Origin of the sequence: Amycolatopsis sp. PS_44_ISF1 (assembly GCF_032335455.1) — a bacterium.
GTDB lineage: Bacteria > Actinomycetota > Actinomycetes > Mycobacteriales > Pseudonocardiaceae > Amycolatopsis.
Map to the genome: position 1 here is coordinate 744230 of NZ_JANUXO010000002.1, position 20996 is coordinate 765225.

Consider the following 20996-nt stretch of genomic DNA (forward strand, 5'->3'; position numbering starts at 1 on the left):
CACAAAGGACCCGGGTCGGCCGGCTCAGGAACTCAGGCCGCTCCCAGGCCGCGCCGCTTCAGCAGCGGGGCGATCTCCGGTTCGCGGCCGCGGAAGCCGGCGAAGGCCGCCATCGGGTCGACGCTGCCGCCGCGGCCCAGGAGGGTGGCGCGGAAGTGGTCGCCGTTCTCGCGCTTGAGGCCGCCGTTCTCGGTGAACCACAGGACGGTGTCGGCGTCGAGCACCTCGCTCCAGATGTAGGAGTAGTACCCGGCGCTGTAGCCGCCGCCGAAGATGTGGTTGAAGTACGTCGTCCGGTAGCGCGGGGGCACGCTCTCCAGCGCCACCCCGGCCTTCTCCAGCGCCTCGGCCTCGAAGCGCTGGGTGTCCTCCACCCGGTCGTCCACGCCCAGGCGGTGCCAGGCCAGGTCGAGCAGCGAGGCGGCCAGGTACTCGGTGGTCTTGAAGCCCTCGCCGTACTGCGCGGCGGCTTCCAGCTTCTCGATCTGCTCGGCCGGCAGCGGCTCGCCGGTCTCGTGGTGCTTCGCGTAGTTGGCCAGCACCTCGGGCCACAGCATCCACATCTCGTTGACCTGGGAGGGGTACTCGACGAAGTCCCGCGGCACGTTGGTGCCGGAGAAAGTGGGGAACTGCACCCCGGACAGCAGCGAGTGCAGCGCGTGCCCGAACTCGTGGAACGCGGTGGTGACCTCGTCGAAGGTGAGCAGGGTCGGCTCCCCCGCCGGCGGCCGGTTGACGTTCAGCACGTTCACCACGACCGTCTGGCGGCCCAGCAGCCGGGACTGGTCCACGAAGTTGTTCATCCACGCGCCGCCGCGCTTGGACTCGCGGGCGTAGTAGTCCATCAGGAACAGCCCGAGGCCGCTGCCGTCGGCGTCGAAGACCTCGAAGATCCGCACCTCGGGGTGGTACTTCGGCAGGTCGTGGCGCTCGGTGAAGCTCAGCCCGTACAGCCGGCTCGCGGCGAAGAAGACGCCGTCGTGCAGCACCCGGTTCAGCTCGAAGTACGGGCGCAGCGCGGCGGTGTCCACCTGGAAGCGCTCACGGCGGACCTTTTCCGCGTAGAACGCCCAGTCCCACGGCTGCAGGGTCGCGCCCGGCACGTCGGCCTCGAGGTGGCGCTGCAACTCGGCCGCCTCGGTGCGCGCGTTCGCCACGGCGACCGGGGCCAGCCGCTCCAGCAGCGCGGCGGCGGCTTCGGCGGTCTTGGCCGTCTCGTCCGAGATCACGTACGCGGCGTGGTTCGGGTAGCCGAGCAGGGCCGCGCGCTCGGCCCGCAGCCGCACGATGTCGGCGGCCACGGCGTTGTTGTCCTGCTCGTTGCCGCGGTTGCCCCGGGAGACCGACGCGGTGAAGATGCGCTCGCGCACCGCGCGGTCCTCCAGCGACTCCAGCGCCGCCTGTGCGGTCGGCAAGGTCAGCGACAGCACGTACTTGCCCGCCTCGCCGCGGTCGGCGGCGGTCTCGGCGGCCGTGGCGATCGTGCCCGCGTCCAGTCCGGCCAGCTCGGCCGCGTCGTCGAGCACCACGGCCAGCTCGTTGGTGTCGCGCAGCAGGTTCTGCTGGAAGCGGGTCTGCAGGGTGGACAGCTCGCCGTTGAGCTTGCGCAGCTGCTCCTGCTCCGGCTCGGGCAGCCCGGCACCGGCGCGGCTGAAGTCGGTGTGACGGCGCTCCAGCAGCCGTAGCGACTCCGCGTCGAGACCCAGGCTCTCGCGGCGCTCGTACAGCGCGTCGAGCCGGGCGAACAGCAGCGGGTTCAGGTGGATCGCGTCGGCGTGCGCGGCCAGCCGCGGGGCCAGCTCGGCCTGGATGTCCTGCACCTCGTCGGTGGCGTTGGAGCCCACGATGTTGAAGAACGTGCCGCCGGCCCGTTCGAGCAGGTCCCCCGCGTGCTCCAGCGCGACGACGGTGTTCTCGAACGTGGGCTCTTCGGCGTTGCCCGCGATCTCCTCGATCTCGGCGCTGTGCCGGCTCAGGCCCTCCTCGAACGCGGGGCGGTAGTGCTCCACCGCGATCCGGTCGAAGGGCGGCAGGGCGTACGGCAGCTCGCTCGGGACAGCGAACGGGTTCTCCGGCGACATCATGGGGTTGTGCTCCTGGTTCTTCACGTCGGTCCCGCCCACCCTACGGGTTCGCCGACCGACGAAAGGACCACTTCGCCCACCCCCGCGCGCCGCTCATGGCCGGGTGCGCATCGATACCGGCAGACGACCCCGCGACCGGGGCGCGGTGCCGCGCGGGAAGGGCGGAACCAGCCGCCGCACCGGTCTCAGGGACCGGTGCTGCCGCCCACCACCGCGTCGCTCTCGCCGGCCTTGGAGCGGCCGCGCTTGGCTTTCGGCGGCGGCGGGGCGATGCCGGCCAGGCTGCCGCCGTTGTCGTTGACCCGCAGCACGAACGGGCGGGTCTCGGTGTAGCGGACCACCGAGACCGAGGCCGGGTCCACCACGATCCGCTGGAACGCGTCGAGGTGCTGGCCCAGCGCATCGGCCAGGATGGCCTTGATCACGTCGCCGTGGCTGCACGCGATCCACACCGCGTGGTCGCCGTGCTCGGCGGTGATGCGGGCGTCGTGCGCGCGGATCGCGGCCACGGCGCGGGCCTGCATCGCGGCCAGCCCCTCCCCGCCGGGGAACACCGCGGCCGACGGGTGGCCCTGCACCACCCGCCACAGCGGCTCCTTGCCCAGGGTCTTGAGCTCGCGCCCGGTCCACTCGCCGTAGTCCACTTCGGACAACCGCGGCTCGACCGTCCGGTCCAGCCCGCGACCGGCGGCCAGCGGGGCGACGGTCTGCTTGCAGCGCAGCATCGGCGAGACCACCAGCTCGGCCACCGGCACCCCGGCCAGCCGCTCCACCAGCCGCTCGGCCTGGGCCCGGCCGGTTTCGTCGAGGCCGACCTTGGGGGTGCGCCCGGCCAGCACCCCCGAGCCGTTGGCGGTGGACTTCCCGTGCCGCAGCAAGATGACCGTGCTCACCCCGCCACCCTAACCGGCTCAGCTCCCGGCCGGGCCCGCGCCCGGGTCGAGCACCCCGCCCAGCACCAGCCCGAACAGCACCACGCCGAGCACCAGCCGGTAGATCACGAACGGCACGAAGCTGCGCGTCCTGATGTAGGACATCAGCCAGGCGATCACCACGTACCCGACGCCGAAGGCCACCAGGGTGGCCAGGATGGTCGGGCCCCACTGCGCGGTCTCGCCGTGCTCGCCGATGTCGGTGAGCTTGTACAGGCCCGAGCCGAACACCGCGGGCAGGGCGAGCAGGAACGAGTACTCCGCCGCCTCCGCGCGGGTGTAGCCCATCAGCAGCCCGGCGCTGGTGGTGCCGCCGGAGCGGGAGACCCCGGGGATGAGCGCCAGCGCCTGGGCGAAGCCGAAGCCCAGGCCGTGCGGCACGGTCAGCTCGTCCAGTTCTCGGCGCTGCTGCCCGACCCGGTCGGCCACCAGCAGGATCAGGCCGAACCCGATCAGCGTGGCCGCGGTGATCCGCAGATCGCGGAAGGCGCTGTCGATCTGGTCCTGCAGCAGCAGGCCGAGCCCGATGATCGGCAGCGAGCCGACGATGATCAGCCAGCCCAGCCGGGCGTCCGGGTCGCCGCGCCAGTCCCGGCGGAAGAGGGAGAAGAACCAGGCCCGCAGGATCCGGCCGATCTTCGCCGCGAAGTAGAGCACCACGGCCAGCTCGGTGCCGATCTGGGTGACCGCGGTGAACGCCGCGCCCGGATCGTCCCAGCCGGCCAGCGCGGCGACGATCCGCACGTGCGCGCTGGAGGAGACCGGCAGGAACTCCGTCAGTCCCTGCACCAGGCCCAGCACCAGCGCCTCGAACCAGCCCATCAAGCCACTCCCGCTCGCTCGTATGCCTCGGCGGCCGCCGTCAGCGCCGCCCCGTGCCCGCCGGCTCGCCCGAACGGGGTCACCGACAGGGTGGTCACGCCCGCCCCCGCGAACTCGGCCATCCGCCCGACGATCCGGTCGACCGGCCCGAGCAGCGACGTCGCGTCGAGCAGTTCCAGCGGCACGGCCGCCTTCGCGCCCTCGTAGTCCCGGGCCAGGTACTTCTCCTGCACCTCGGCCGCCGCGCCCTCGAAGCCCATCCGCGCGGCGAGCCCGTTGTAGAAGTTCTGCTCGCGGCTGCCCATGCCGCCGAGGTACAGCGCCGCGTGCGCGCGCACCTCGTCCGCGCAGGTGCGCCAGTCCTCCCCCACGACCAGCGGCACCAGCGGGGCGACATCAAAGCCACTCAGGGTCCGGCCGGCCCGCTCGGCACCCGCGCGGATCCGCGCGAGCTGCTCGCCCGCGTGCTCCGGGGAGAAGAACACCGGCAGCCAGCCGTCGGCGATCGCGCCGGTCAGCGCGAGGTTGGCCGGGCCGATCGCGGCCAGGTACACCGGCACCTGCCGGCGTTCCGGCCGGAACGACAGCCCCAGCTCCGTGCCCGGCCCATCCGGTAGCGGCAGGGTGAAGTGCCCGCCCGCGAACCGCACCCGGCGGCGCGACTGGACCGCGCGGACGATCTCGACGTACTCCCGGGTCCGGCCGAGCGGGTCGGCGAACCGCACACCGTGCCAGCCCTCCGACACCTGCGGGCCGGACACGCCCAGACCGAGCCGGAACCGGCCGCCGGAGAGCGTGTCGAGCGTGGCGGCGGTCATCCCGGTCATCGCCGGGGTGCGCGCCGGGATCTGCAGCACGGCGCTGCCGACGCCGATCCGCCCGGTGTGCGCGGCGATCCAGCTCAGCACCGTGACCGCGTCCGTGCCGTAGGCCTCGGCCGCCCACACCACCGAGTACCCCAGCTCTTCGGCTCGGCGCGCCAGCGCCAGGTCCCCGGCGAACCCGGCCGGGCCCGCGTAGCGCAGGCTGAGTCCGATTTGCACGGACCGGACTCTAACGGGGGCCCGGCCGCGACACGGTGTCACCTTGGTCGAGTCCGGCCGGGCGCGACCACTAGGCTCGGCCTTCGTGGAGAAGCGACAGCTAGGCCGATCGGGTCTGCGGGTATCGCGGATGGCCCTCGGCACGATGACCTGGGGTGGCGACACGGACGCCGAGGAGGCGGCCAGCCAGCTCGTCGCGTTCGTCGACGCGGGCGGCACGCTCGTGGACACCGCCGACATCTACGCCGAGGGCGAGTCCGAGAAGCTGCTCGGCAGCCTGCTGGGCGACCTGGTGCCGCGCGACGACGTCGTGGTCGCCACCAAGGCGGTCGCCCGCCGCACCGAGGGCCCGTTCGGCGGCGGCGCCTCCCGCGGGGCGCTGCTGTCGGCGCTGGAGGGCTCGCTGCGCCGGCTCGGCACCGACCACATCGACCTCTGGCAGCTGCACGCCTGGGACGCCGGCGTGCCGGTCGACGAGACCCTGGCCGCCCTCGACTACGCGGTGAAGAGCGGAAAAGCCCGTTATGTCGGCGTCTCCAACTACGCGGGCTGGCAGCTCGCCACCGCCGCGTCCCGGTCCGGCCCGGTCTCGCCGATCGTGGCCGGCCAGTACGAGTACTCGCTGCTGGAACGCGGGATCGAGCGCGAGGTCGTGCCCGCCGCGCAGCACCACGGGATCGGGCTGCTGCCCTGGGCGCCGCTCGGCCGGGGCGTGCTGACCGGCAAGTACCGCACCGGCACGCCCGCCGACTCGCGCGGTGCGTCCAGCGTGTTCGCCGGGTACGTCGAGCACCACCGGACCGATCGCGCGGCCCGGATCGTGCAGGCCGTGGCCACCGCGGCCGAGGGACTGGGGACCTCGCCGCTGGTGGTGGCGCTGGCCTGGGTGCGGGACCGGCCGGGGGTGGTCGCGCCCGTGGTCGGCGCCCGGGACACCGGGCAGCTCACCGGCTCCCTCTCGGCCGAGGGCCTGCGCCTGCCGACAGCCATCCGCAGCGCCCTCGACGACGTCAGCGCCGTCCGCGCCGCCGACGCCGGTTACCCGGAGCGGGGGCCGCATTGACAAGACGGTGTCGGGTGAGTGACACCGACGTGACGCCACGGGAGTCGTGGGGGATGCTGGTGGGGACACCTCACCGAGGGAAAGCAGGAGGCTGCAAGGTGCGTCGGCTCACCGCCGCTTCGCGGATCGCGATCCCGCTGGCCGGTGCCCTGGCGCTGTCGGCGTGCTCGTCGGCCGGGCCGGGCGACACCGATTCGCTGCAGGTGGTGAACAACCCGGTCGCGGTGCAGCCCGCCGCCTCCCCCGCGGTCAGCGTGCACCCCGCGGGCCAGGTGCTGGCCACCTCGGCGGTCTCGGCGCTGGCCACCGACGAGCAGACCCACACGCTGGTGGTCGCGCTCGCGCAGCCGCCGTCGGTGCAGGTCTACGACCTCAGCTCGGCCGGGGCGCCGAAGATCACCGCGCCCGAGGTCACCGTGCCGCTGCCCGGCCCGGCCGAAAGCCTCTCGGCCTCCGGTGGCCAGGTGCTGGCGAGCATCCCGGCCCAGGGCGTGCTGGCCCGCATCGCGCTGCCCGGCGGGCAGGTGCGCACCGAGCCGGTGTCCGGCCGGCCCGCCGCCGGTGTCACCGAAGGGCCGGACACGATCGTCGCCGTCCGCGACCGCAAGGCGGTGGAGGTGCTGGCCGGCGGCGCGGTGACCAAGACCATCACCGGACAGCTCTACAGCGCCGACGGCGTGGTCGACACCGGCCAGGGCGTGGTCGTGCTGGACCGGCTGCGCACGGCCGTGTTCAGCGTCGACGTCAACGCCGGGACGATGGGCGAAGGGCTGCGGGCCGGCGACGGCGCGGCGAACGCGGTGGCCGACTCCTACGGCCGCGTCCTGGTCACCGACGCCCGCGCGGGCGCGCTGCTGGCGTTCTCCGTCGGCCCGCTGATCCTGCGGCAGCGCTACCCGGTCCCGGGCGGGGTCTACGGCATCGCCTACGACCGGCGGCGCAGCCTGGCCTGGGTCACCCTGACCGGGGCGAACCAGGTGGTCGGGTTCGACGTCCGCGGCGGCGAGCCGGCCGAGAAGTACCGCTTCCCGACCGTGCGCCAGCCGGATTCGGTGAGCGTCGACCAGCAGACCGGCCGGGTGATCGTGGGCTCGGCCGCCGGCGAAGGGACCCAGGTGATCCAGCCATGACATCGGTCGGCGAGGCGGTGGTCGAAGGGGATTGGGAGTACCGCCGCCTGCGGCTGCCCCCCGGGGTGTCCCGCAAGGCGGCGATGGTGCAGCTGTCCATCCACGCCGAGTTCGCCGGCTGGGAGCTGCGCAACGTGCGCCTCTACGCCGACGGCACCCGGCGGATCTGGCTGCGCCGCAAGCGCACCGCCGCCGACCGGCTGCCCGGGCTGTCCACCTGATCGGCCCGGGACCCGCCGGAACCGGCGACCGCCGTGATCGCCCGCTTCACCGACCCTCCCGGTGGGTCGCGCGCACCTGCGCCACGATCCGGGGCACGACCTGCGCCGCCGCCTCCAGCGGGACGACGTGGCCGATCCCGGGTAGCACCACCGCCGTGCCGTTGGCCAGTCCCCCGACCAGTTGTTCCACGTCCTCGGCCGCGACGATCCGGTCCCGCTCCCCCACGATGGCCGTGACCGGCAGCCCGCCGACGCGCGACAGCGCCGCTTCGCGCGCGTAGGCGTCCAGCGCCGGGCGGAACTGGGCGACGGTGTGCGGCCAGTTGCCGCGGATCATCTTCACGGTCAGCTCGACCAGCTCCGGGTCCGGGTCGTCGCCGAACAGCCACCAGCGCAGGCCCGCGCTCACCGCGCGGCTGGTGTGCTCGCGGACCAGCCCGTAGAGCTTGCCGCCGAGCACCAGCTCCAGGTCCTGGGCCAGCTTCCCCAGCGCGTTCGGCCAGGCGGCCGAGGCCTCGGTGGCCAGCCGCCCGGACGAGGTCGCGAGCAGCACCAGCCCGGCCACCCGGCGGGCGAACAGCTCCGGGTGGCGCTGGGTCAGCGACATGATCGCCAGCCCGCCCATGTCGTGGCCGACCAGCACCACGCGGCCCTCCGGCACGGCGCGCTCGAGCACCTCGGCGAGGTCGTCGCCGAGGCGGGCCATCTTCGCGGTGCCCCGCCGGGCGCGCCCGGACCGGCCGTGCCCGCGGTGGTCGTAGCTGACCACCGCGAGCGGCTCGTCGACCGCGGCCTCGAGCACCGGCGCGATCCGGTCCCAGCTGCGCTGGTCGAGCGCGTAGCCGTGCAGCAGCAGCACGGTCACCCCCGCCCCGGACGCGCCCCGGCGCACGACGTGCAGGGGCGTCCCGTCGGCGAGCGTGAAGTCCGGCATCAGCAGGAGCGCAGGAACCGGTCCAGCACGCGGACGCCGAACTCGAGCGACTCGACCGGCACCCGCTCGTCCACGCCGTGGAAGAGCCCGGAGAAGTCCAGGTCGGCGGGCAGCTTGAGCGGCACGAAGCCGAAGTTGCGGATGCCCAGCTCCTGGAACGACTTCGCGTCGGTGCCGCCGGAGAGCATGTACGGCAGGGTGCGAGCGCCCGGGTCCTCGGCCAGCACCGAGGCGGTCATCGCGTCGACCAGCGCGCCGTCGAAGGTGGTCTCGACCGGCGGCAGCTCCATCCACTCCTTCTCGATGTCCGGGCCGAGCAGTTCCTCCAGCTCGCGGTCGAACGCCTCGATCCGGCCGGGCAGGATGCGGCAGTCCACCGCGGCCTCGGCGAACGAGGGGATCACGTTCGACTTGTAGCCGGCGGTGAGCATCGTGGGGTTCGCGGTGTCGCGCAGGGTCGCGCCGATCATCCGGGAGATGTTGCCGAGCTTGGCCACCGCGCCGTCGAGGTCGTCCTCGGGGAAGTCCCAGCCGGTGATCTCGGTGACGCCGGCCAGGAACTCCCGCACCGAATCGCTCAGCACCAGCGGGAACCGGTGCCGGCCGAGCTTCGCGACCGCCTCGGCCAGCTTGGTCACGGCGTTGTCCCGGTGGATCATCGAGCCGTGCCCCGCGGTGCCGCGCACGCGCAGCTTCATCCAGCGGATGCCCTTCTCGGCCGTCTCGATCACGTACGCGCGGACGTCGTCCTTCAACGTGATCGAGAAGCCGCCGACCTCGCTGATCGCCTCGGTGACCCCCTCGAACAGGTCCGGCCGGTGCTCCACCAGCCACTGCGCGCCGAACTTGCCGCCGGCCTCCTCGTCGGCCAGGAAGGCGAAGACCAGGTCGCGCGGGGGCACGATGCCGTTGATCTTGTAGTGCCGGGCCAGGGCCAGCGTCATGCCGACCATGTCCTTCATGTCGACGGCCCCGCGACCCCACACGTACCCGTCCTGCACCGCGCCGGAGAACGGGTGCACGGACCACTCCGACGCGTCGGCCGGGACCACGTCGAGGTGGCCGTGGATCAGCAGGGCGCCGCGCGAGGGGTCGGCGCCGGGCAGCCGGACCACGACGTTGTGCCGGTCCTTGGCACCGGACTCGACGTAGGTGATCTCGTAGCCGGCGTCGGTCAGCTTCTCCGCGACGTATTCGGCCGCGGCGCGCTCGCCCACGAGGGTCTCGGCGTCGCCGGTGTTGGTGGTGTCGATGCGGATGAGCTCGCTGGTCAGCGTGACGGCCTCGGCCGCGGCGGCGTCGATCGGGTTCGGTTCGGTCAGGTCAGGTTCGGTCACCGGCCATTCCTATCATCCGGCCCGGCCGCACGCCCCCGTCCCGCACCGCGGGACCGCACCGCGCCACCGCCGGGCTTCAGCCGCGGCCGAGCGCGGAGACCACCTCGGGCACCGGGCGCAGGTGCTGGTCGAGCAGGCGCAGCGCCGACTCGCCCTCGTGCGCGGCGATCGCGTCGACCAGCCGCCGGTGCTCGGCCGCGATGATCGGCAGCCGTTCCGGCCGGGCCTCCAGCGCGCGGACGGCGACGCGCTGCTGGCGTGAGCGGAGGGTGTCGTACAGCTCGGTGAGCACGCTGTTGCCCGCGGCGTCGACGATCGCACGGTGGAACCGGCGGTCCAGTCCGGAGACGGCGAACCAGTCGCGCTCGCGCCCGGCCCGGTCCATCTCCTCGATCAGCCCGGCCAGCTCCTCCGGCGCGCCCGCCCGGGCGGCGCAGACCTCGCCGAGCGCGTGGCCCTCGATCAGCCGCCGGCTCTGGTAGACCTCCTCCAGCTCGCGCGCGGTGACCGTGCGGACCTGGGCGCCCTTGCGCGGCAGCAGGCTGATGAACCGCTCCGCCTCCAGCCGGTGGAACGCCTCGCGCACCGGCGTCCGGGACACCCCGACCACTCCGGAGACCCACAGCTCGTCGAGGAACCGCCCACCCTCCAGCGCACCCGAGATGATCCCGTCGCGCAGCCAGGCGTACACCCGGTCCCGGGCCGGGCCGTCGCCCTTGACCGGTACCGGTGCGGTGGTCGCCATGCCCCTGTCCCTCCTCCGGCGCCCGCCTCGGCGCCCCGGGCGAGCCTACACGGCTGGGCCCGGTGATATCCGCGATGTATACACAGTGCACACAAATGGTGCGCAGGTGCTCGAGCTCAATCCCGGCGGAAGCCGTTCGCCCGCTCCGGAGAAGGAATCCCCATCATGGTCCACGTGGCCGTCGCGCAGTTCGCCTCGACCGACGACAAGCCCGCCAACCTGGCCGCGGTGACGCGGCTGGTCGAGCAGGCCGCGGAGCCCGGGTGGTGCTGCCCGAGTACTCCGTGTTCACCGTGCCGGTGGTGGACCGGCGGTTCGCCGCCTCGGCCGAAGACCTCGACGGCGCCTTCGTCACCGGCCTGCGCACTCTCGCCCGGGATCGCGGGGTCACCGTGGTCGCCGGGATGAACGAGGCCCGGCCGGGCCGCGCGCGGATCTCGAACACGCTGGTCGCCGCCGGCCCGGACGGCGCGGTGAGCGCGCTGTACCGCAAGATCCACCTCTACGACGCGTTCGGTGCCCGCGAATCCGACGTGCTCGAGCCCGGGGAGCTGACCGAGCCGCAGACGTTCGAGGCCGGCGGTCTCACCTTCGGCCTGCAGACCTGTTACGACCTGCGCTTCCCGGAAGTCACGCGGCGGCTGGCCGACGCGGGTGCGCAGGTGGTGCTGCTGCCCGCGGAGTGGGTGCCGGGCCCGCTGAAGGAGTACCACTGGGGCACGCTGGTCCGTGCCCGCGCGATCGAGAACACCGTCTACGTCGCCGCCGCGGGCCAGACCGCGCCCACCGGCAGCGGTTCGAGCCTGGTGGTCGACCCGATGGGCGTGCCGGTCGCCGCGATGGGCGAGCAGACCGGGACCGCGGTCGCCGAGCTGACGGCCTCGCGCATCGCCGAGGTCCGGGCCAGGAACCCGGCGCTGGAGCTGCGGCGGTTCAAGGTCGTCGCGCGCTGATTGCCCGGGTGCTGCGTTCTCGGGTGCCGGTCCGGAGAGGACAGTCCGACCTGGGTGCCGATGACGTAACCGCCCCGGAGGTTCCACAGTGGACATCCGGTCGAGCCGGGCGCAGCGCGGTGCGCGGACTCGCGCAGGGGTTTTCCGGGCCCCTTGCGCCGAAGCTGCGGCCTACTGTGCGGCGTCCTCGGTCACCCCCACCCCGCGGCCCGGCTTCTTCACCACCGCGGCCACGGCCGGAGCCGCACCCAGCTCGCGCGCGAGCTCGATCGCCGCCGGCAGTTCCCGGCCCGCCGGGACGACACGGTGCACCAGTCCCCAGCGCGTGGCGTCCGCGGCCGAGAGCCGGCCGGCGCCGCGCCGCAGGGCGTCGGCCAGCTCCTCGCCGACGGCGTCCGGGACCCGCGCGGGCGGGTCCGGCAGTGCGAACACGGCGTGCTCGGCGGCGACGATCAGGTCGGCCACCAGCGCCAGCTCGAACCCGCCGCCGCGGGCCAGGCCGTTCACCGCGGCGACCAGCGGCTTGCCGACGCGGAACAGGTCGTAGACCCCGGCGAACCCGCCCGTGCCGGGGGTCAGGTCCCAGCCGTCGCAGAAGAACTCGCGGCCCGCACCGGTGACGACGCCGGCGTGCAGGCCGGGGTCGTCGCGCAGCCGCTTCAGCGCGGCGTAGAGCTCCCGGCTGACCTGGAGGTCCATGGCGTTGCCGCCCGGACGGTCGATGGTGGTGACGAGCACGCCGCCGACGACTTCGGTGCGGACGGGACTCGAGGACGCGGCGGTCATGGTGTTCCTGGTGGCGCGGCGGAGGACCGGACATCGGGGACGCTAGCCCCACCGGGACGCGGTGGCAATCCACGCCCCGCGGTCGAGCCCGGCAGGGCGCGTACGCACTTCCCTTTGACCGCCGGAGTTCACGGCCCCTCGGGCGCAGCCGCCCCCGGTGGCGGACAACCCGGCGAACGCGTCCGTCCTCACCGCTCAGTGCCCACTGTGGACGGCCACTCCCGCAATCGCGGAGCGTGTCTGCCACGCCGGATGGTTTTACGTTCACCACCGACGAACCGCAGGCCGAGGACGTGAAAACCCGAGACTCCGGAAACAGATCAGCAACGGAACGTAACAAGACGGTTCGGGCGGCGACTGATCCCTCAACCCGTCCGAAAGGATCACCATGACCAGCCACCAGCCCCATCCGCCCGCGAGCGGCTACTCCGTCCCCGTGATACCGCGCAACGGCCTCGGCACCGCCGGGTTCGTTACCGGACTCATCGGCCTGATCTTCTCCCCCATCCCGTTCGTCGGCGTGATCGCTTGGCCCCTGGTGCTCGTCGGACTGGTCCTCTCGATCGTCGGCTTCGCCCGCGCGAACCACGGCGGGGCGACGAACAAGGGTCTCGCGCTGACCGGGATCATCCTGTCGGGCATCGGCCTGCTCGTGTGCATCTTCTGGGTGGCCGCGTTCGGCCAGGCCGTCTCGGACTCCGCGAGCACGCCGCCGGCCGCCCCGGCCGCGGTGTCGCCGGGCGCGGCCGCCGCTCAGGGCCAGGCCGCCGCCGAGCACACTGTGGTCTACCGGATCACCGGCACCGGTAAGGCGAGTTCGATCAGCTACACCGTCGACGGCGGAACCTCGACCAGCAGCGACTCGGACGTGAAGCTGCCCTGGCAGAAGAGCATCGAGCTTCCCGGCGGGAAGGCGTTCCAGCTGGTCAGCATCCTCGCCCAGGGCGGCGGGAGCGGGTCCATCCACGTGAGCGTGGAGGTGGACGGCAAGGTGCTCAAGGAAGCCGACGCCAGCGGCTACGGTGTGGCCACCGCGAACGCCACCGTCGGCGCGATCGGCGACTGACTTCTTTGCAGTTTTCGGGTTGTTACTGCAAAAACAATTCTCAAACCAGCCAAGACGTATATATCGTTATACACTAATCCGGCTCCGGTCTACCGTGGACCCATGCGGATCGTCTCGCTCCTGCCCGCCGCGACCGACCTCGTGGCCGAACTGGGGCGGCTCGGCGACCTCGTCGGGCGCACGCACGAGTGCGACTGGCCACCCGGGGTCGAGTCGGTCCCGGTGGTCACCGCGGCCGGGGTCGACGACGCGGTGCTCACCAGCCGCGAGATCTCCGACGCCGTGGGCGGGTCGGCGCACCGTGGTTCGTCCCTGTACTCCGTGGACACCGCGCGGCTGGCCGGGCTGGCCCCGGACCTGGTCCTGACCCAGGACCTGTGCGAGGTCTGCGCCGTCTCCTACACCCGCGTCGCCGAGGCCGTGCGGCTGCTCGACGCCGGGCCGCGCGTGCTGAGCCTCGAACCCCGGCGGCTGGACGAGGTGCTCGGCTGCGTCACGACGCTCGGCGAAGCTCTGGGTGTCCCCGGCCTGGCCCGTGAACGGGTCGGCGCCCTGTCCGCGCGGCTGGACGCCGTCCGCGCGAGCGTCGCCGGGAAACCGCGACCCCGGGTGGTCGCGCTGGAGTGGCTCGACCCGCTCTGGCCCGCCGGGCACTGGGTGCCCGAGCAGATCACCGCGGCCGGCGGCACCCCCCTGCTGGCCGAGCCCGGCGAGCACACGCGCCCGATGCCGTGGGACGCCGTGCTCGCCGCCCGCCCCGACGTGCTGCTGGTCCTGCCCTGCGGCTTCACCCCGGACCGCACCGCCGCCGAGTTGCCCCTGCTCACCGGTCTGCCGGGCTGGGGCACGCTGTCGGCCGAGGTCTGGCTGCTCGACGGCCCGTCCTACTTCAACCGCCCCGGCCCACGGGTGGTGCGCGGCGCCGAGATCCTGGCGTCGATCCTGCACGGGGCCGAGGCCACTCCCCCGGTCTCCGCCGCGGAGGCTCGCCGGGCCTGACGCTCAGGCGGTCACGGTCTCGGCGAAGTCGTGGATCAGCCGCGACGCCACCCAGGCCAGGCCCACCTGGCTCGGCGGCAGGTCGGAGACGGGGACGCGAACCACGTCGGCTCGGGTGTGATACTCCGAAGTGGACAGTGGCCCAGTTCGCCGACGGTTCGCAACGACCCAGGTGGTCCCGGCGATCGCGGGCAGGTCCCACGGCGGCGGCAGCAACGCCCAGCCGGGCTTGTCGGCTCGGAGCCGGAGCGGCTCAGGGCTCTTCCACATCCAGTCCGTCGCGGTCCGCCCACTCCAGCAGGGTGTCGAGCGAGTAAGCCGTATCGTCAATGCCCGCGTGCAGGTCGCCCAGGTCGGCGAAGCGGGCAGGGACGGTGGCGATGGTGCAGTCGCGGGGTTCCACGTCGTCCACCTCGTCCCAGCGGATCGGGGTCGACACGGTCGCCTCCGGTACGCCGCGGACCGAGTACGCGCTGGCGATCGTGTGGTCGCGGGCGTTCTGGTTGTAGTCCACGAACAGCTTCTTCGGGTCGCGGTCCTTGCGCCACCAGGTCGTGGTCACCTCGTCGGGGGCGCGGCGCTCCACCTCGCGGGCGAAGGCCAGCGCGGCGCGGCGCACCTCGGTGAAACCCCAGCGCGGCTCGATCCGCACGTAGATGTGCAGTCCACTGCCCCCTGAGGTCTTGGGCCAGCCCACCGCGCCCAGCTCGTCGAGCACCTCGTGGGCCACGTGCGCGACCCGGCGGACCGTGTCGAAGCCGCACTCCGGCATCGGGTCCAGGTCGATCCGCCACTCGTCCGGCTTCTCCGGGTCGGCCCGGCGCGAGTTCCACGGGTGGAATTCCACAGTGGACATCTGCACGGCCCAGACCACGTGGGCCGGCTCGGTCACGCACAGCTCGTCGGCGTGCCGGCCGTAGCGGGGGAAATCCACCCGCACGGTCTCCAGCCACGGCGGGGCCCCGTTCGGCACCCGCTTCTGGTGCACCTTCTCCCCCGACACCCCGGACGGGAACCGGTGCAGCATGCACGGCCGCTCCCGCAGCGCGCGGACGATCCCGTCCTCCACGGCGAGGTAGTAGCGCACCAGGTCGAGCTTCGTCTCGCCCCGTGCCGGGAAGTACACGCGGTCCGGGTTCGAGACGCGCACCGACCGCGCACCCACCTCGATCTCCACCGCCGAGTCTTTGGCCATGCCGGTGACGGTAGCCGCCGGACGGTCCGCGCGCGATCAGACGCGAACCCGGGTACAGCACCGCCCGGCCCGCCCACGGGGCGCGATGGGCCAGTTCACCGGCACGCTGCGGCCGGGATCCGACGCGACCGCTCGCTTCCTCCGGCGACGTGGCCACTGGCTCGTCGACCGGTATGCGTCCGCCACCCCGAAACGCCCCGCCCGGCTCACACCAGCGCGTGACGGCCTGCGCGCTCGGTGTCGCGACTCTGGTCGAGCATCCGCGCCGCGACCCGGCCGATGGCCGCGTCGAGCTCCTCGCGCCCGCCCGGGCCCCAGTCCGCGAGCCGCTCGGCGATCCAGTCCCGCCACGCGCGGGCGAGCTGGCCGAACTCGCGCTGGCCGGTCTCGGTGAGCGACCAGCCGTCGCCGCCGTAGCTGAGGTGCCCGGTGAGCTCGAGCCGGGCGAACGCCGGTTCCAGGACCGGGGCGGGCACGCGGTAGTGCTCGCCGATCGCCTGGAGGGTGGCCGGCTCGCCGCGGCGGCGGCGCAGGGCGACCTGCACCAGGCACCACAGCCCGCCGTGGTCGAGTTCGGAGCCGGCGCGTTCGGCGATGGCCGGGGCGGCCCGGCGCCGTTCGCGGAAGAACAGGGTGGCGATCGCGCGTTCCAGCTCGCGGTCGTGGTCGCGCGCCTCGGGCATGCCGAAGCCGTCGCCGAGATCTGGTGCCGCTGCGCGGGAGGTGTCGCGCAGCGGCACCTCCTTGAGGAAGAACGACAACGCCAGCGCCACGAGCCCGACCGGCGCGGCGGACAGGAACACCACGTGCAGTGACTGGCTGTAAGCGCCGATGACCGGCCCGGCCACGTCGGCGGGCAGCCGGTGCAGCGCCTGCGGCACCTGGATCGCCCGCGGGTCGGCCCCCGGCGGTAGCGGGTGCGTGGCCAGCGCCCGGCCCAGGTTCGGCGCGAGCTGGTTCGAGTACACCGTGCCGAAGATGGCGGCGCCGAACGAGCTGCCGATGGACCGCAGGAACGTCACCCCGGAGGTGGCGACGCCGAGGTCGCGGTAGTCCACGGTGTTCTGCACGGCGATGGTGAGCACCTGCATGCCGAGGCCGATCCCCAGCCCGAGCACGGCCATGTACAGCGCCGATTCCCAGAAGCCGGTGTGCGGGCCGAGGCGGGAGAGCAGGTACAGCCCGCCGGTCATGCCGACGGCGCCGAGCATCGGGAAGATCTTGTACCGCCCGGTCCGGCTCACCAGGTTGCCGGACAGGATCGAGGCGAACAGCAGCGCGAGCACCATCGGCAGCAGCCGCACCCCGGAGGAGGTGGCCGACGCCCCCTGGACGTACTGCATGTAGGTGGGCAGGTAGGACAGCGCGCCCAGCATGGCGAAGCCGACGACGAAGCTCATGATCCCGCCCACGGTGAACACCGGGTTGCGGAACAGCCGCATCGGCAGCATCGGCTCCTTCGCCCGCAGCTCCACCAGCACGAACAGCCCGAGCAGGACCAGCGAGCCGAGGGCCATTCCGATGATCGCCGGCGAGCCCCACGGGTAGGTGGTGCCGCCCCAGCTGGTGACCAGGGTCAGCCCGGTCGCGGCCAGGCCGATCAGCAGGATGCCGAGGTAGTCGATCACCGGTTTGACCACGGCGCGCGCGTTCGGCATGACCGCGGTGGCGACCACCAGGACCACGACGACCAGCGGGATGTTGACGTAGAAGGCCCACCGCCAGGACAGGTGGTCGACGAAGAAGCCGCCCAGCATCGGCCCGGCCACGGTGACCACGCCGAACACCGAGCCGAGCGCACCCTGGTACTTGCCGCGCTCGCGCAGCGGGACGACGTCGGCGATCAGCGCGGTGGAGGTGACCATCAGCCCGCCGCCGCCCAGTCCCTGCACCGCCCGCCAGACGATCAGCCAGGTCATGCTGTCGGCGAACCCGCAGAAGAACGAGCCGGCCCCGAAGACCAGCACCGAAAGCTGGAACATCAGCTTGCGGCCGAACAGGTCGCCGAGCTTGCCGATGACCACGGTCATGATGGTCTCGGCCAGCAGGTAGGCGGTGACCACCCAGGACAGGTGCCCGGCGCCGCCGAGGTCCCCGACGATGGTGGGCAGCGCCGTGCCCACGATGGTCTGGTCCAGTGCGGCGAGCAGCATGCCCAGCAGCACCGCGCCGAACACGGCGTTGATCTTCCGCCGCGACATCCCGGCCCCCGCCGGCACCGGCTCCGGGGTGACCTCAGCGGTCGCCGTCATGCCGCCCTCCTCGCCCTCGGCTTCACCGTAGGTCCCGATGTCCACAGTGGATAGCCGCTCGATCCGGTGACGCGGGCCGGTCCGGCCGGGCCTCGAGGTGCTGTCCGAACGGCCACGGAAACGTTCCCGAACGAACCAAGATCATCCGCCCGGATCGTTTGCCGTTTTGTCAAATCGAGAACGGGCTAACGAGTCATTATCCTGACGTGATTTCCCGCACACCTTAATTCTACCTTGGTGTGCTTGGTCACTAGCCCCTTGCCCGCTAGCGTCTCGCAACCATGGATTCCCCAGTGGTCACCGAGAAGGGTGACAACTACACCAAGGCCCTCGGCAAGCGCCAGGTGCAGATGATCGCGATCGGCGGCGCGATCGGCGTCGGGCTGTTCCTCGGCGCCGGCGGCAAGCTCCACCAGGTGGGCCCGTCGCTGGTCTTTTCGTACGCGATCTGCGGTATCGCCGCGTACTTCGTCATGCGGGCCCTGGGCGAGCTGGTCATGCACCGGCAGTCCTCCGGCAGCTTCGTCACCTACGCCCGCGAGTTCATCGGACCGTGGGCCGGCTTCGTCTCCGGCTGGATGTACTGGCTGAACTGGGCGATGACCGGGATCGCCGAGATCACCGCGGTGGCCATCTACGTGCACAAGTGGCTGCCGGACCTGCCGCAGTGGATCACCGCGCTGGTCGCCCTCGGCGTGCTGGTGACGGTGAACCTGCTCAGCGTCAAGCTGTTCGGTGAGCTGGAGTTCTGGTTCTCCGTGGTCAAGGTGCTCGCGATCGTGGTCTTCCTGGTCACCGCGCTGGGGCTGGTCTTCACCGGCGCGGACATCGGCGGCACCACCGCCGGGGTGCACAACCTGACCGACCACGGCGGCTTCTTCCCGGCCGGCATCGGCATCGCGCTGATGACCCTGCAGGCGGTGATCTTCGCCTACTCCGCGATCGAGGTCGTCGGCATCGCCGCCGGCGAGACCAAGGACGCGGCCTCGGTGCTGCCGAAGGCGATCAACGGCGTGGTGTGGCGGATCGCCGTGTTCTACGTCGGCTCGGTGCTGATGCTCGCGATGCTGCTGCCCTGGCCGTTCTACAGCGGCGACGAGAGCCCGTTCGTCACGGTGTTCTCGCGGCTGGGCATCGGCGGCATCGGCGACGTGATGAACGCCGTGGTGCTGACCGCCGCGCTGTCCTCGTGCAACTCCGGCCTCTACTCGACCGGCCGGATCCTGCGCGCGCTGGCGGAAAAGGGCGAGGCGCCCCAGTTCGTCGGCCGGATGAACAGCCGCCACGTGCCCTACGGCGGCATCCTGTTCACCTCGATCGCCTACGTGCTCGGCGTGGTGCTGAACTACATCGTCCCGTCGGAGGCGTTCGACATCGCGATCGCCATCGCCTCGCTGGGGGTGGTCGCCACCTGGGCCACGCTGATCTACTCGCAGCTGCGGATGCGGCAGGCCGCGCTGCGCGGCGAACTGGAGCGGCCGAGCTACCGCATGCCCGGCGCGCCCTACACGAACTGGGCCACGCTCGGGTTCCTGGTGCTGGTGGTCGCGCTGATGGGCTTCTCCGACGGCGCCGAGAAGATCGCGTTCTACTCGATCCCGGCGATCGTGGTCGTGCTGGTGCTCGGCTGGCGGTTCGTCTCCCGCCGCCGCCCGGCCGCCGACGTCGAGGTCTGACCCGCTGCACCCCTGCGCCCCCGTGCCGGCCCGGAGCGGTTTCCGGCCCGGCACGGGGGCGCGGTCGGCGTGACCGGCCCGGTCGGGATGACCCGGGTGTCGGTGGCCGGATCAGGCGCTGGGCGCGTCGGCGATCCGGTCGAGCCATTCCTGCATCAGCAGCCGCTCGCCCTCGCTGAGGACCTTCGTCCCGGCCAGCGAGGCGCGGAGGGCCGCGGCGCGGGCGGCCGGTCCGGTGACCGGCGCGGAGGGCTCGTCCGAGACGATCAGGCCGAGCACGTTCTCCCGGGCGATGGCGGACAGTTCGAGGTCGCGCTCCGGCGGCGGGGTGGCGATCAGCGAGAGCACCACGCCCATCCCGGTGCTGTGCACCAGCCGGACGGCGCGCTCAACGCTCATCCGCAGCCGTCCGGCTTCGGCGACCTTGGCCACCTTCCGCCGGAGGATCCCGATGCCCTCCCGCAACGCCGGGCTGGCCTGTCCCGGCCGGGATTCGGTGTACATCAGGACGTAGAACTCGGGCTGGGTGAGCCCGAAGTCGCAGTTCTGGTCCCAGCCGCGGCGAAGGTCTTCGACCGGGTCGGCGCTCGGCGGGGTCGCCCGCTTGCTTTCGAGGAACCGCTCGAACCCGTACGCCGCGACGGCCTCCAGCAGCCCGTCCTTGTCCCCGAACAACCGGTACAGCGTCGGCGGCTGGATCCCGGCCGCAGCGCTCACCGCCCGGGTCGACAGCCCCTCGCGCCCTTCGCTGACCAGCAGTTCGGCTGCGGCGGCGAGCACCCGTTCACGGGACGTCTGCGGTGTGACCATGATTCCGATGGTAACAAGATCGAGGTAGCGGCTGTCCGCTCCGGTGAACCACCTGAAGGGGTGACCGACGGCGGCCCGAAATTGTCGGGCCCGGATGGTCTGCTGGTTCCCGACCGCGGCCGCACCCAGGCGCGCCGCCCTTGCCGAGGAGAAGAGCCATGGCCGGAGACACCGTCATCACCGTCGTAGGAAACCTCACGTCCGATCCGGAGCTGCGGTTCACCGCGAGCGGCGCCGCGGTCGCGAGCTTCACCGTCGCGTCGACCCCGCGCGCCCTCGACCGCCAGACCAACGAGTGGAAGGACGGCGAAGCCCTGTTCCTGCGCTGCAGCCTGTGGCGCCAGGCCGCGGAGAACGCGGCGGAGTCGCTGACCCGGGGCACCCGGGTGATCGTGCAGGGGCGGCTGGTCCAGCGGTCGTTCGAGACCAAGGAAGGCGAGAAGCGCACGGTGGTGGAGCTTCAGGTGGACGAGATCGGACCGTCCCTGCGCTATGCGACCACGACGGTCAATCGGGTGGCCCGGGCCGATTCCGCCGCCGCGCCGGGCGCGGACGGCACGTGGTCGACCAGTCCGGCCCCGGTCAGCGCCGGATCCGGCGCCGGGGATCCGCCGTTCTGAACCCCGCCACCCGGCCGGGGCGTCGGTGAAACTGTCCACAATGGACCGAGGGAGGAGGTGCGGTCCGAGGCCGTCTGACGAAGCCGCTTGAGTGCGCTCGTGAAAACGTCAGAACACGCTGCCGGGCACTCCGGATCATGATGCTGGCGCCGAGCTTCCGTGACCCGGGTGCGGGTTCCGACCTCACCTGAGCTTTCGGACCGCAGGCGAGTGGCGTGGGAGCCGGGCCGGTGCGCGGACGGCCGTGGATCGGCTCGCGGCTGCTGCGGCTGCGGCACCCCGCGATTGCTCGACCTCGGTTGCTCGACCTCGACGGCAGTCGTCCTGC

The 20996-nt window shown here is 72.5% G+C and carries 19 protein-coding genes; 8 read left to right on the top strand and 11 right to left on the bottom strand.

What is annotated here, in order from left to right; translation table 11 throughout:
• Nucleotides 1-32: 32 nt before the first annotated feature.
• From NYF13_RS18175 to NYF13_RS18190, 4 genes are all read right to left on the bottom strand, one after another.
• Nucleotides 33-2084 (bottom strand): M3 family metallopeptidase, encoded by a 2052-nt coding sequence (locus NYF13_RS18175; protein WP_315660359.1) that lies wholly within the window; start codon nt 2082-2084, stop codon nt 33-35.
• A 185-nt stretch (nt 2085-2269) separates the two neighbouring features.
• A complete protein-coding gene (locus NYF13_RS18180; protein WP_315658289.1) occupies nt 2270-2977 on the bottom strand; it encodes a histidine phosphatase family protein in 708 nt (235 codons plus the stop codon).
• A gap of 18 nt (nt 2978-2995) precedes the next feature.
• The gene (locus tag NYF13_RS18185; protein WP_315658290.1) at nt 2996-3838 is read right to left on the bottom strand and encodes an undecaprenyl-diphosphate phosphatase; all 843 of its coding nucleotides are present in this window, start codon (nt 3836-3838) and stop codon (nt 2996-2998) included.
• Nucleotides 3838-4881, bottom strand: coding sequence for an LLM class F420-dependent oxidoreductase (locus tag NYF13_RS18190; RefSeq protein WP_315658292.1), 1044 nt, complete (start codon nt 4879-4881; stop codon nt 3838-3840). The genes NYF13_RS18185 and NYF13_RS18190 overlap by 1 nt, the downstream gene beginning before the upstream one ends.
• 85 nt (nt 4882-4966) lie before the next feature.
• Here NYF13_RS18190 and NYF13_RS18195 point away from each other — a divergent pair, with 85 nt between their 5' ends.
• The 3 genes from NYF13_RS18195 to NYF13_RS18205 all read left to right on the top strand — a co-directional run bounded on the left by NYF13_RS18195 (nt 4967) and on the right by NYF13_RS18205 (nt 7295).
• Nucleotides 4967-5944 carry an aldo/keto reductase gene (locus NYF13_RS18195; protein ID WP_315658293.1) on the top strand — a complete coding sequence of 326 codons (978 nt, stop codon included), beginning with the start codon at nt 4967-4969 and terminating at the stop codon, nt 5942-5944.
• A 98-nt stretch (nt 5945-6042) separates the two neighbouring features.
• On the top strand, nt 6043-7074 hold the full coding sequence (locus NYF13_RS18200) for a hypothetical protein (RefSeq protein WP_315658294.1): 1032 nt from the start codon (nt 6043-6045) through the stop codon (nt 7072-7074).
• The gene (locus tag NYF13_RS18205) at nt 7071-7295 is read left to right on the top strand and encodes a DUF5703 family protein (RefSeq protein WP_315658295.1); all 225 of its coding nucleotides are present in this window, start codon (nt 7071-7073) and stop codon (nt 7293-7295) included. Before NYF13_RS18200 ends, NYF13_RS18205 begins: the two co-directional genes overlap by 4 nt.
• Before the next feature lie 46 nt (nt 7296-7341).
• Here NYF13_RS18205 and NYF13_RS18210 read toward each other — a convergent pair whose 3' ends face one another.
• From NYF13_RS18210 to NYF13_RS18220, 3 genes are all read right to left on the bottom strand, one after another.
• Complete coding sequence (locus NYF13_RS18210; protein ID WP_315658296.1) at nt 7342-8229, bottom strand: alpha/beta hydrolase; 888 nt, start codon at nt 8227-8229, stop codon at nt 7342-7344.
• Nucleotides 8229-9551 carry a M20/M25/M40 family metallo-hydrolase gene (locus NYF13_RS18215; RefSeq protein ID WP_315660360.1) on the bottom strand — a complete coding sequence of 441 codons (1323 nt, stop codon included), beginning with the start codon at nt 9549-9551 and terminating at the stop codon, nt 8229-8231. The genes NYF13_RS18210 and NYF13_RS18215 overlap by 1 nt, the downstream gene beginning before the upstream one ends.
• Before the next feature lie 91 nt (nt 9552-9642).
• The gene (locus NYF13_RS18220) at nt 9643-10311 is read right to left on the bottom strand and encodes a GntR family transcriptional regulator (protein WP_315658297.1); all 669 of its coding nucleotides are present in this window, start codon (nt 10309-10311) and stop codon (nt 9643-9645) included.
• Between the two features lie 263 nt (nt 10312-10574).
• Here NYF13_RS18220 and NYF13_RS18225 point away from each other — a divergent pair, with 263 nt between their 5' ends.
• Nucleotides 10575-11264, top strand: coding sequence for a carbon-nitrogen hydrolase family protein (locus NYF13_RS18225; protein WP_315658299.1), 690 nt, complete (start codon nt 10575-10577; stop codon nt 11262-11264).
• 171 nt (nt 11265-11435) lie between these two features.
• Here NYF13_RS18225 and NYF13_RS18230 read toward each other — a convergent pair whose 3' ends face one another.
• Complete coding sequence (locus NYF13_RS18230) at nt 11436-12050, bottom strand: enoyl-CoA hydratase-related protein (RefSeq protein WP_315658300.1); 615 nt, start codon at nt 12048-12050, stop codon at nt 11436-11438.
• A 388-nt stretch (nt 12051-12438) separates the two neighbouring features.
• Here NYF13_RS18230 and NYF13_RS18235 point away from each other — a divergent pair, with 388 nt between their 5' ends.
• Nucleotides 12439-13116 (top strand): DUF4190 domain-containing protein, encoded by a 678-nt coding sequence (locus tag NYF13_RS18235; RefSeq protein WP_315658302.1) that lies wholly within the window; start codon nt 12439-12441, stop codon nt 13114-13116.
• A 102-nt stretch (nt 13117-13218) separates the two neighbouring features.
• Nucleotides 13219-14115 carry a cobalamin-binding protein gene (locus NYF13_RS18240; protein WP_315658304.1) on the top strand — a complete coding sequence of 299 codons (897 nt, stop codon included), beginning with the start codon at nt 13219-13221 and terminating at the stop codon, nt 14113-14115.
• 253 nt (nt 14116-14368) lie between these two features.
• Here NYF13_RS18240 and ligD read toward each other — a convergent pair whose 3' ends face one another.
• Both ligD and NYF13_RS18250 read right to left on the bottom strand, forming a co-directional pair.
• Nucleotides 14369-15310, bottom strand: coding sequence for a non-homologous end-joining DNA ligase (gene ligD, locus NYF13_RS18245; RefSeq protein WP_315658306.1), 942 nt, complete (start codon nt 15308-15310; stop codon nt 14369-14371).
• 206 nt (nt 15311-15516) lie between these two features.
• Nucleotides 15517-17562, bottom strand: a complete 2046-nt coding sequence (locus NYF13_RS18250) for an MDR family MFS transporter (RefSeq protein ID WP_315658307.1) — start codon at nt 17560-17562, stop codon at nt 15517-15519.
• Nucleotides 17563-17843: 281 nt separating this feature from the next.
• Here NYF13_RS18250 and NYF13_RS18255 point away from each other — a divergent pair, with 281 nt between their 5' ends.
• Complete coding sequence (locus tag NYF13_RS18255) at nt 17844-19238, top strand: amino acid permease (protein ID WP_315658309.1); 1395 nt, start codon at nt 17844-17846, stop codon at nt 19236-19238.
• Nucleotides 19239-19349: 111 nt separating this feature from the next.
• On the opposite strand, the gene NYF13_RS18260 is transcribed toward NYF13_RS18255, so the two are convergent.
• Entirely contained in the window at nt 19350-20048 is a 699-nt protein-coding gene (locus NYF13_RS18260) for a TetR/AcrR family transcriptional regulator (RefSeq protein ID WP_315658310.1), read from the bottom strand.
• A gap of 158 nt (nt 20049-20206) precedes the next feature.
• Here NYF13_RS18260 and NYF13_RS18265 point away from each other — a divergent pair, with 158 nt between their 5' ends.
• Nucleotides 20207-20668, top strand: a complete 462-nt coding sequence (locus NYF13_RS18265) for a single-stranded DNA-binding protein (protein ID WP_315658311.1) — start codon at nt 20207-20209, stop codon at nt 20666-20668.
• Nucleotides 20669-20996: the final 328 nt, after the last annotated feature.

Bases quoted from the DNA above. Each gene is read 5' to 3' on its own strand.
- NYF13_RS18255 (WP_315658309.1), top strand. From the start codon at position 17,844: ATGGATTCCCCAGTGGTCACCGAGAAGGGTGACAACTACACCAAGGCC.
- NYF13_RS18250 (WP_315658307.1), bottom strand. From the start codon at position 17,562: ATGACGGCGACCGCTGAGGTCACCCCGGAGCCGGTGCCGGCGGGGGCC.
- NYF13_RS18175 (WP_315660359.1), bottom strand. From the start codon at position 2,084: ATGATGTCGCCGGAGAACCCGTTCGCTGTCCCGAGCGAGCTGCCGTAC.
- ligD (WP_315658306.1), bottom strand. From the start codon at position 15,310: ATGGCCAAAGACTCGGCGGTGGAGATCGAGGTGGGTGCGCGGTCGGTG.
- NYF13_RS18240 (WP_315658304.1), top strand. From the start codon at position 13,219: ATGCGGATCGTCTCGCTCCTGCCCGCCGCGACCGACCTCGTGGCCGAA.
- NYF13_RS18230 (WP_315658300.1), bottom strand. From the start codon at position 12,050: ATGACCGCCGCGTCCTCGAGTCCCGTCCGCACCGAAGTCGTCGGCGGC.
- NYF13_RS18205 (WP_315658295.1), top strand. From the start codon at position 7,071: ATGACATCGGTCGGCGAGGCGGTGGTCGAAGGGGATTGGGAGTACCGC.
- NYF13_RS18210 (WP_315658296.1), bottom strand. From the start codon at position 8,229: ATGCCGGACTTCACGCTCGCCGACGGGACGCCCCTGCACGTCGTGCGC.
- NYF13_RS18265 (WP_315658311.1), top strand. From the start codon at position 20,207: ATGGCCGGAGACACCGTCATCACCGTCGTAGGAAACCTCACGTCCGAT.
- NYF13_RS18235 (WP_315658302.1), top strand. From the start codon at position 12,439: ATGACCAGCCACCAGCCCCATCCGCCCGCGAGCGGCTACTCCGTCCCC.
- NYF13_RS18260 (WP_315658310.1), bottom strand. From the start codon at position 20,048: ATGGTCACACCGCAGACGTCCCGTGAACGGGTGCTCGCCGCCGCAGCC.
- NYF13_RS18220 (WP_315658297.1), bottom strand. From the start codon at position 10,311: ATGGCGACCACCGCACCGGTACCGGTCAAGGGCGACGGCCCGGCCCGG.
- NYF13_RS18185 (WP_315658290.1), bottom strand. From the start codon at position 3,838: ATGGGCTGGTTCGAGGCGCTGGTGCTGGGCCTGGTGCAGGGACTGACG.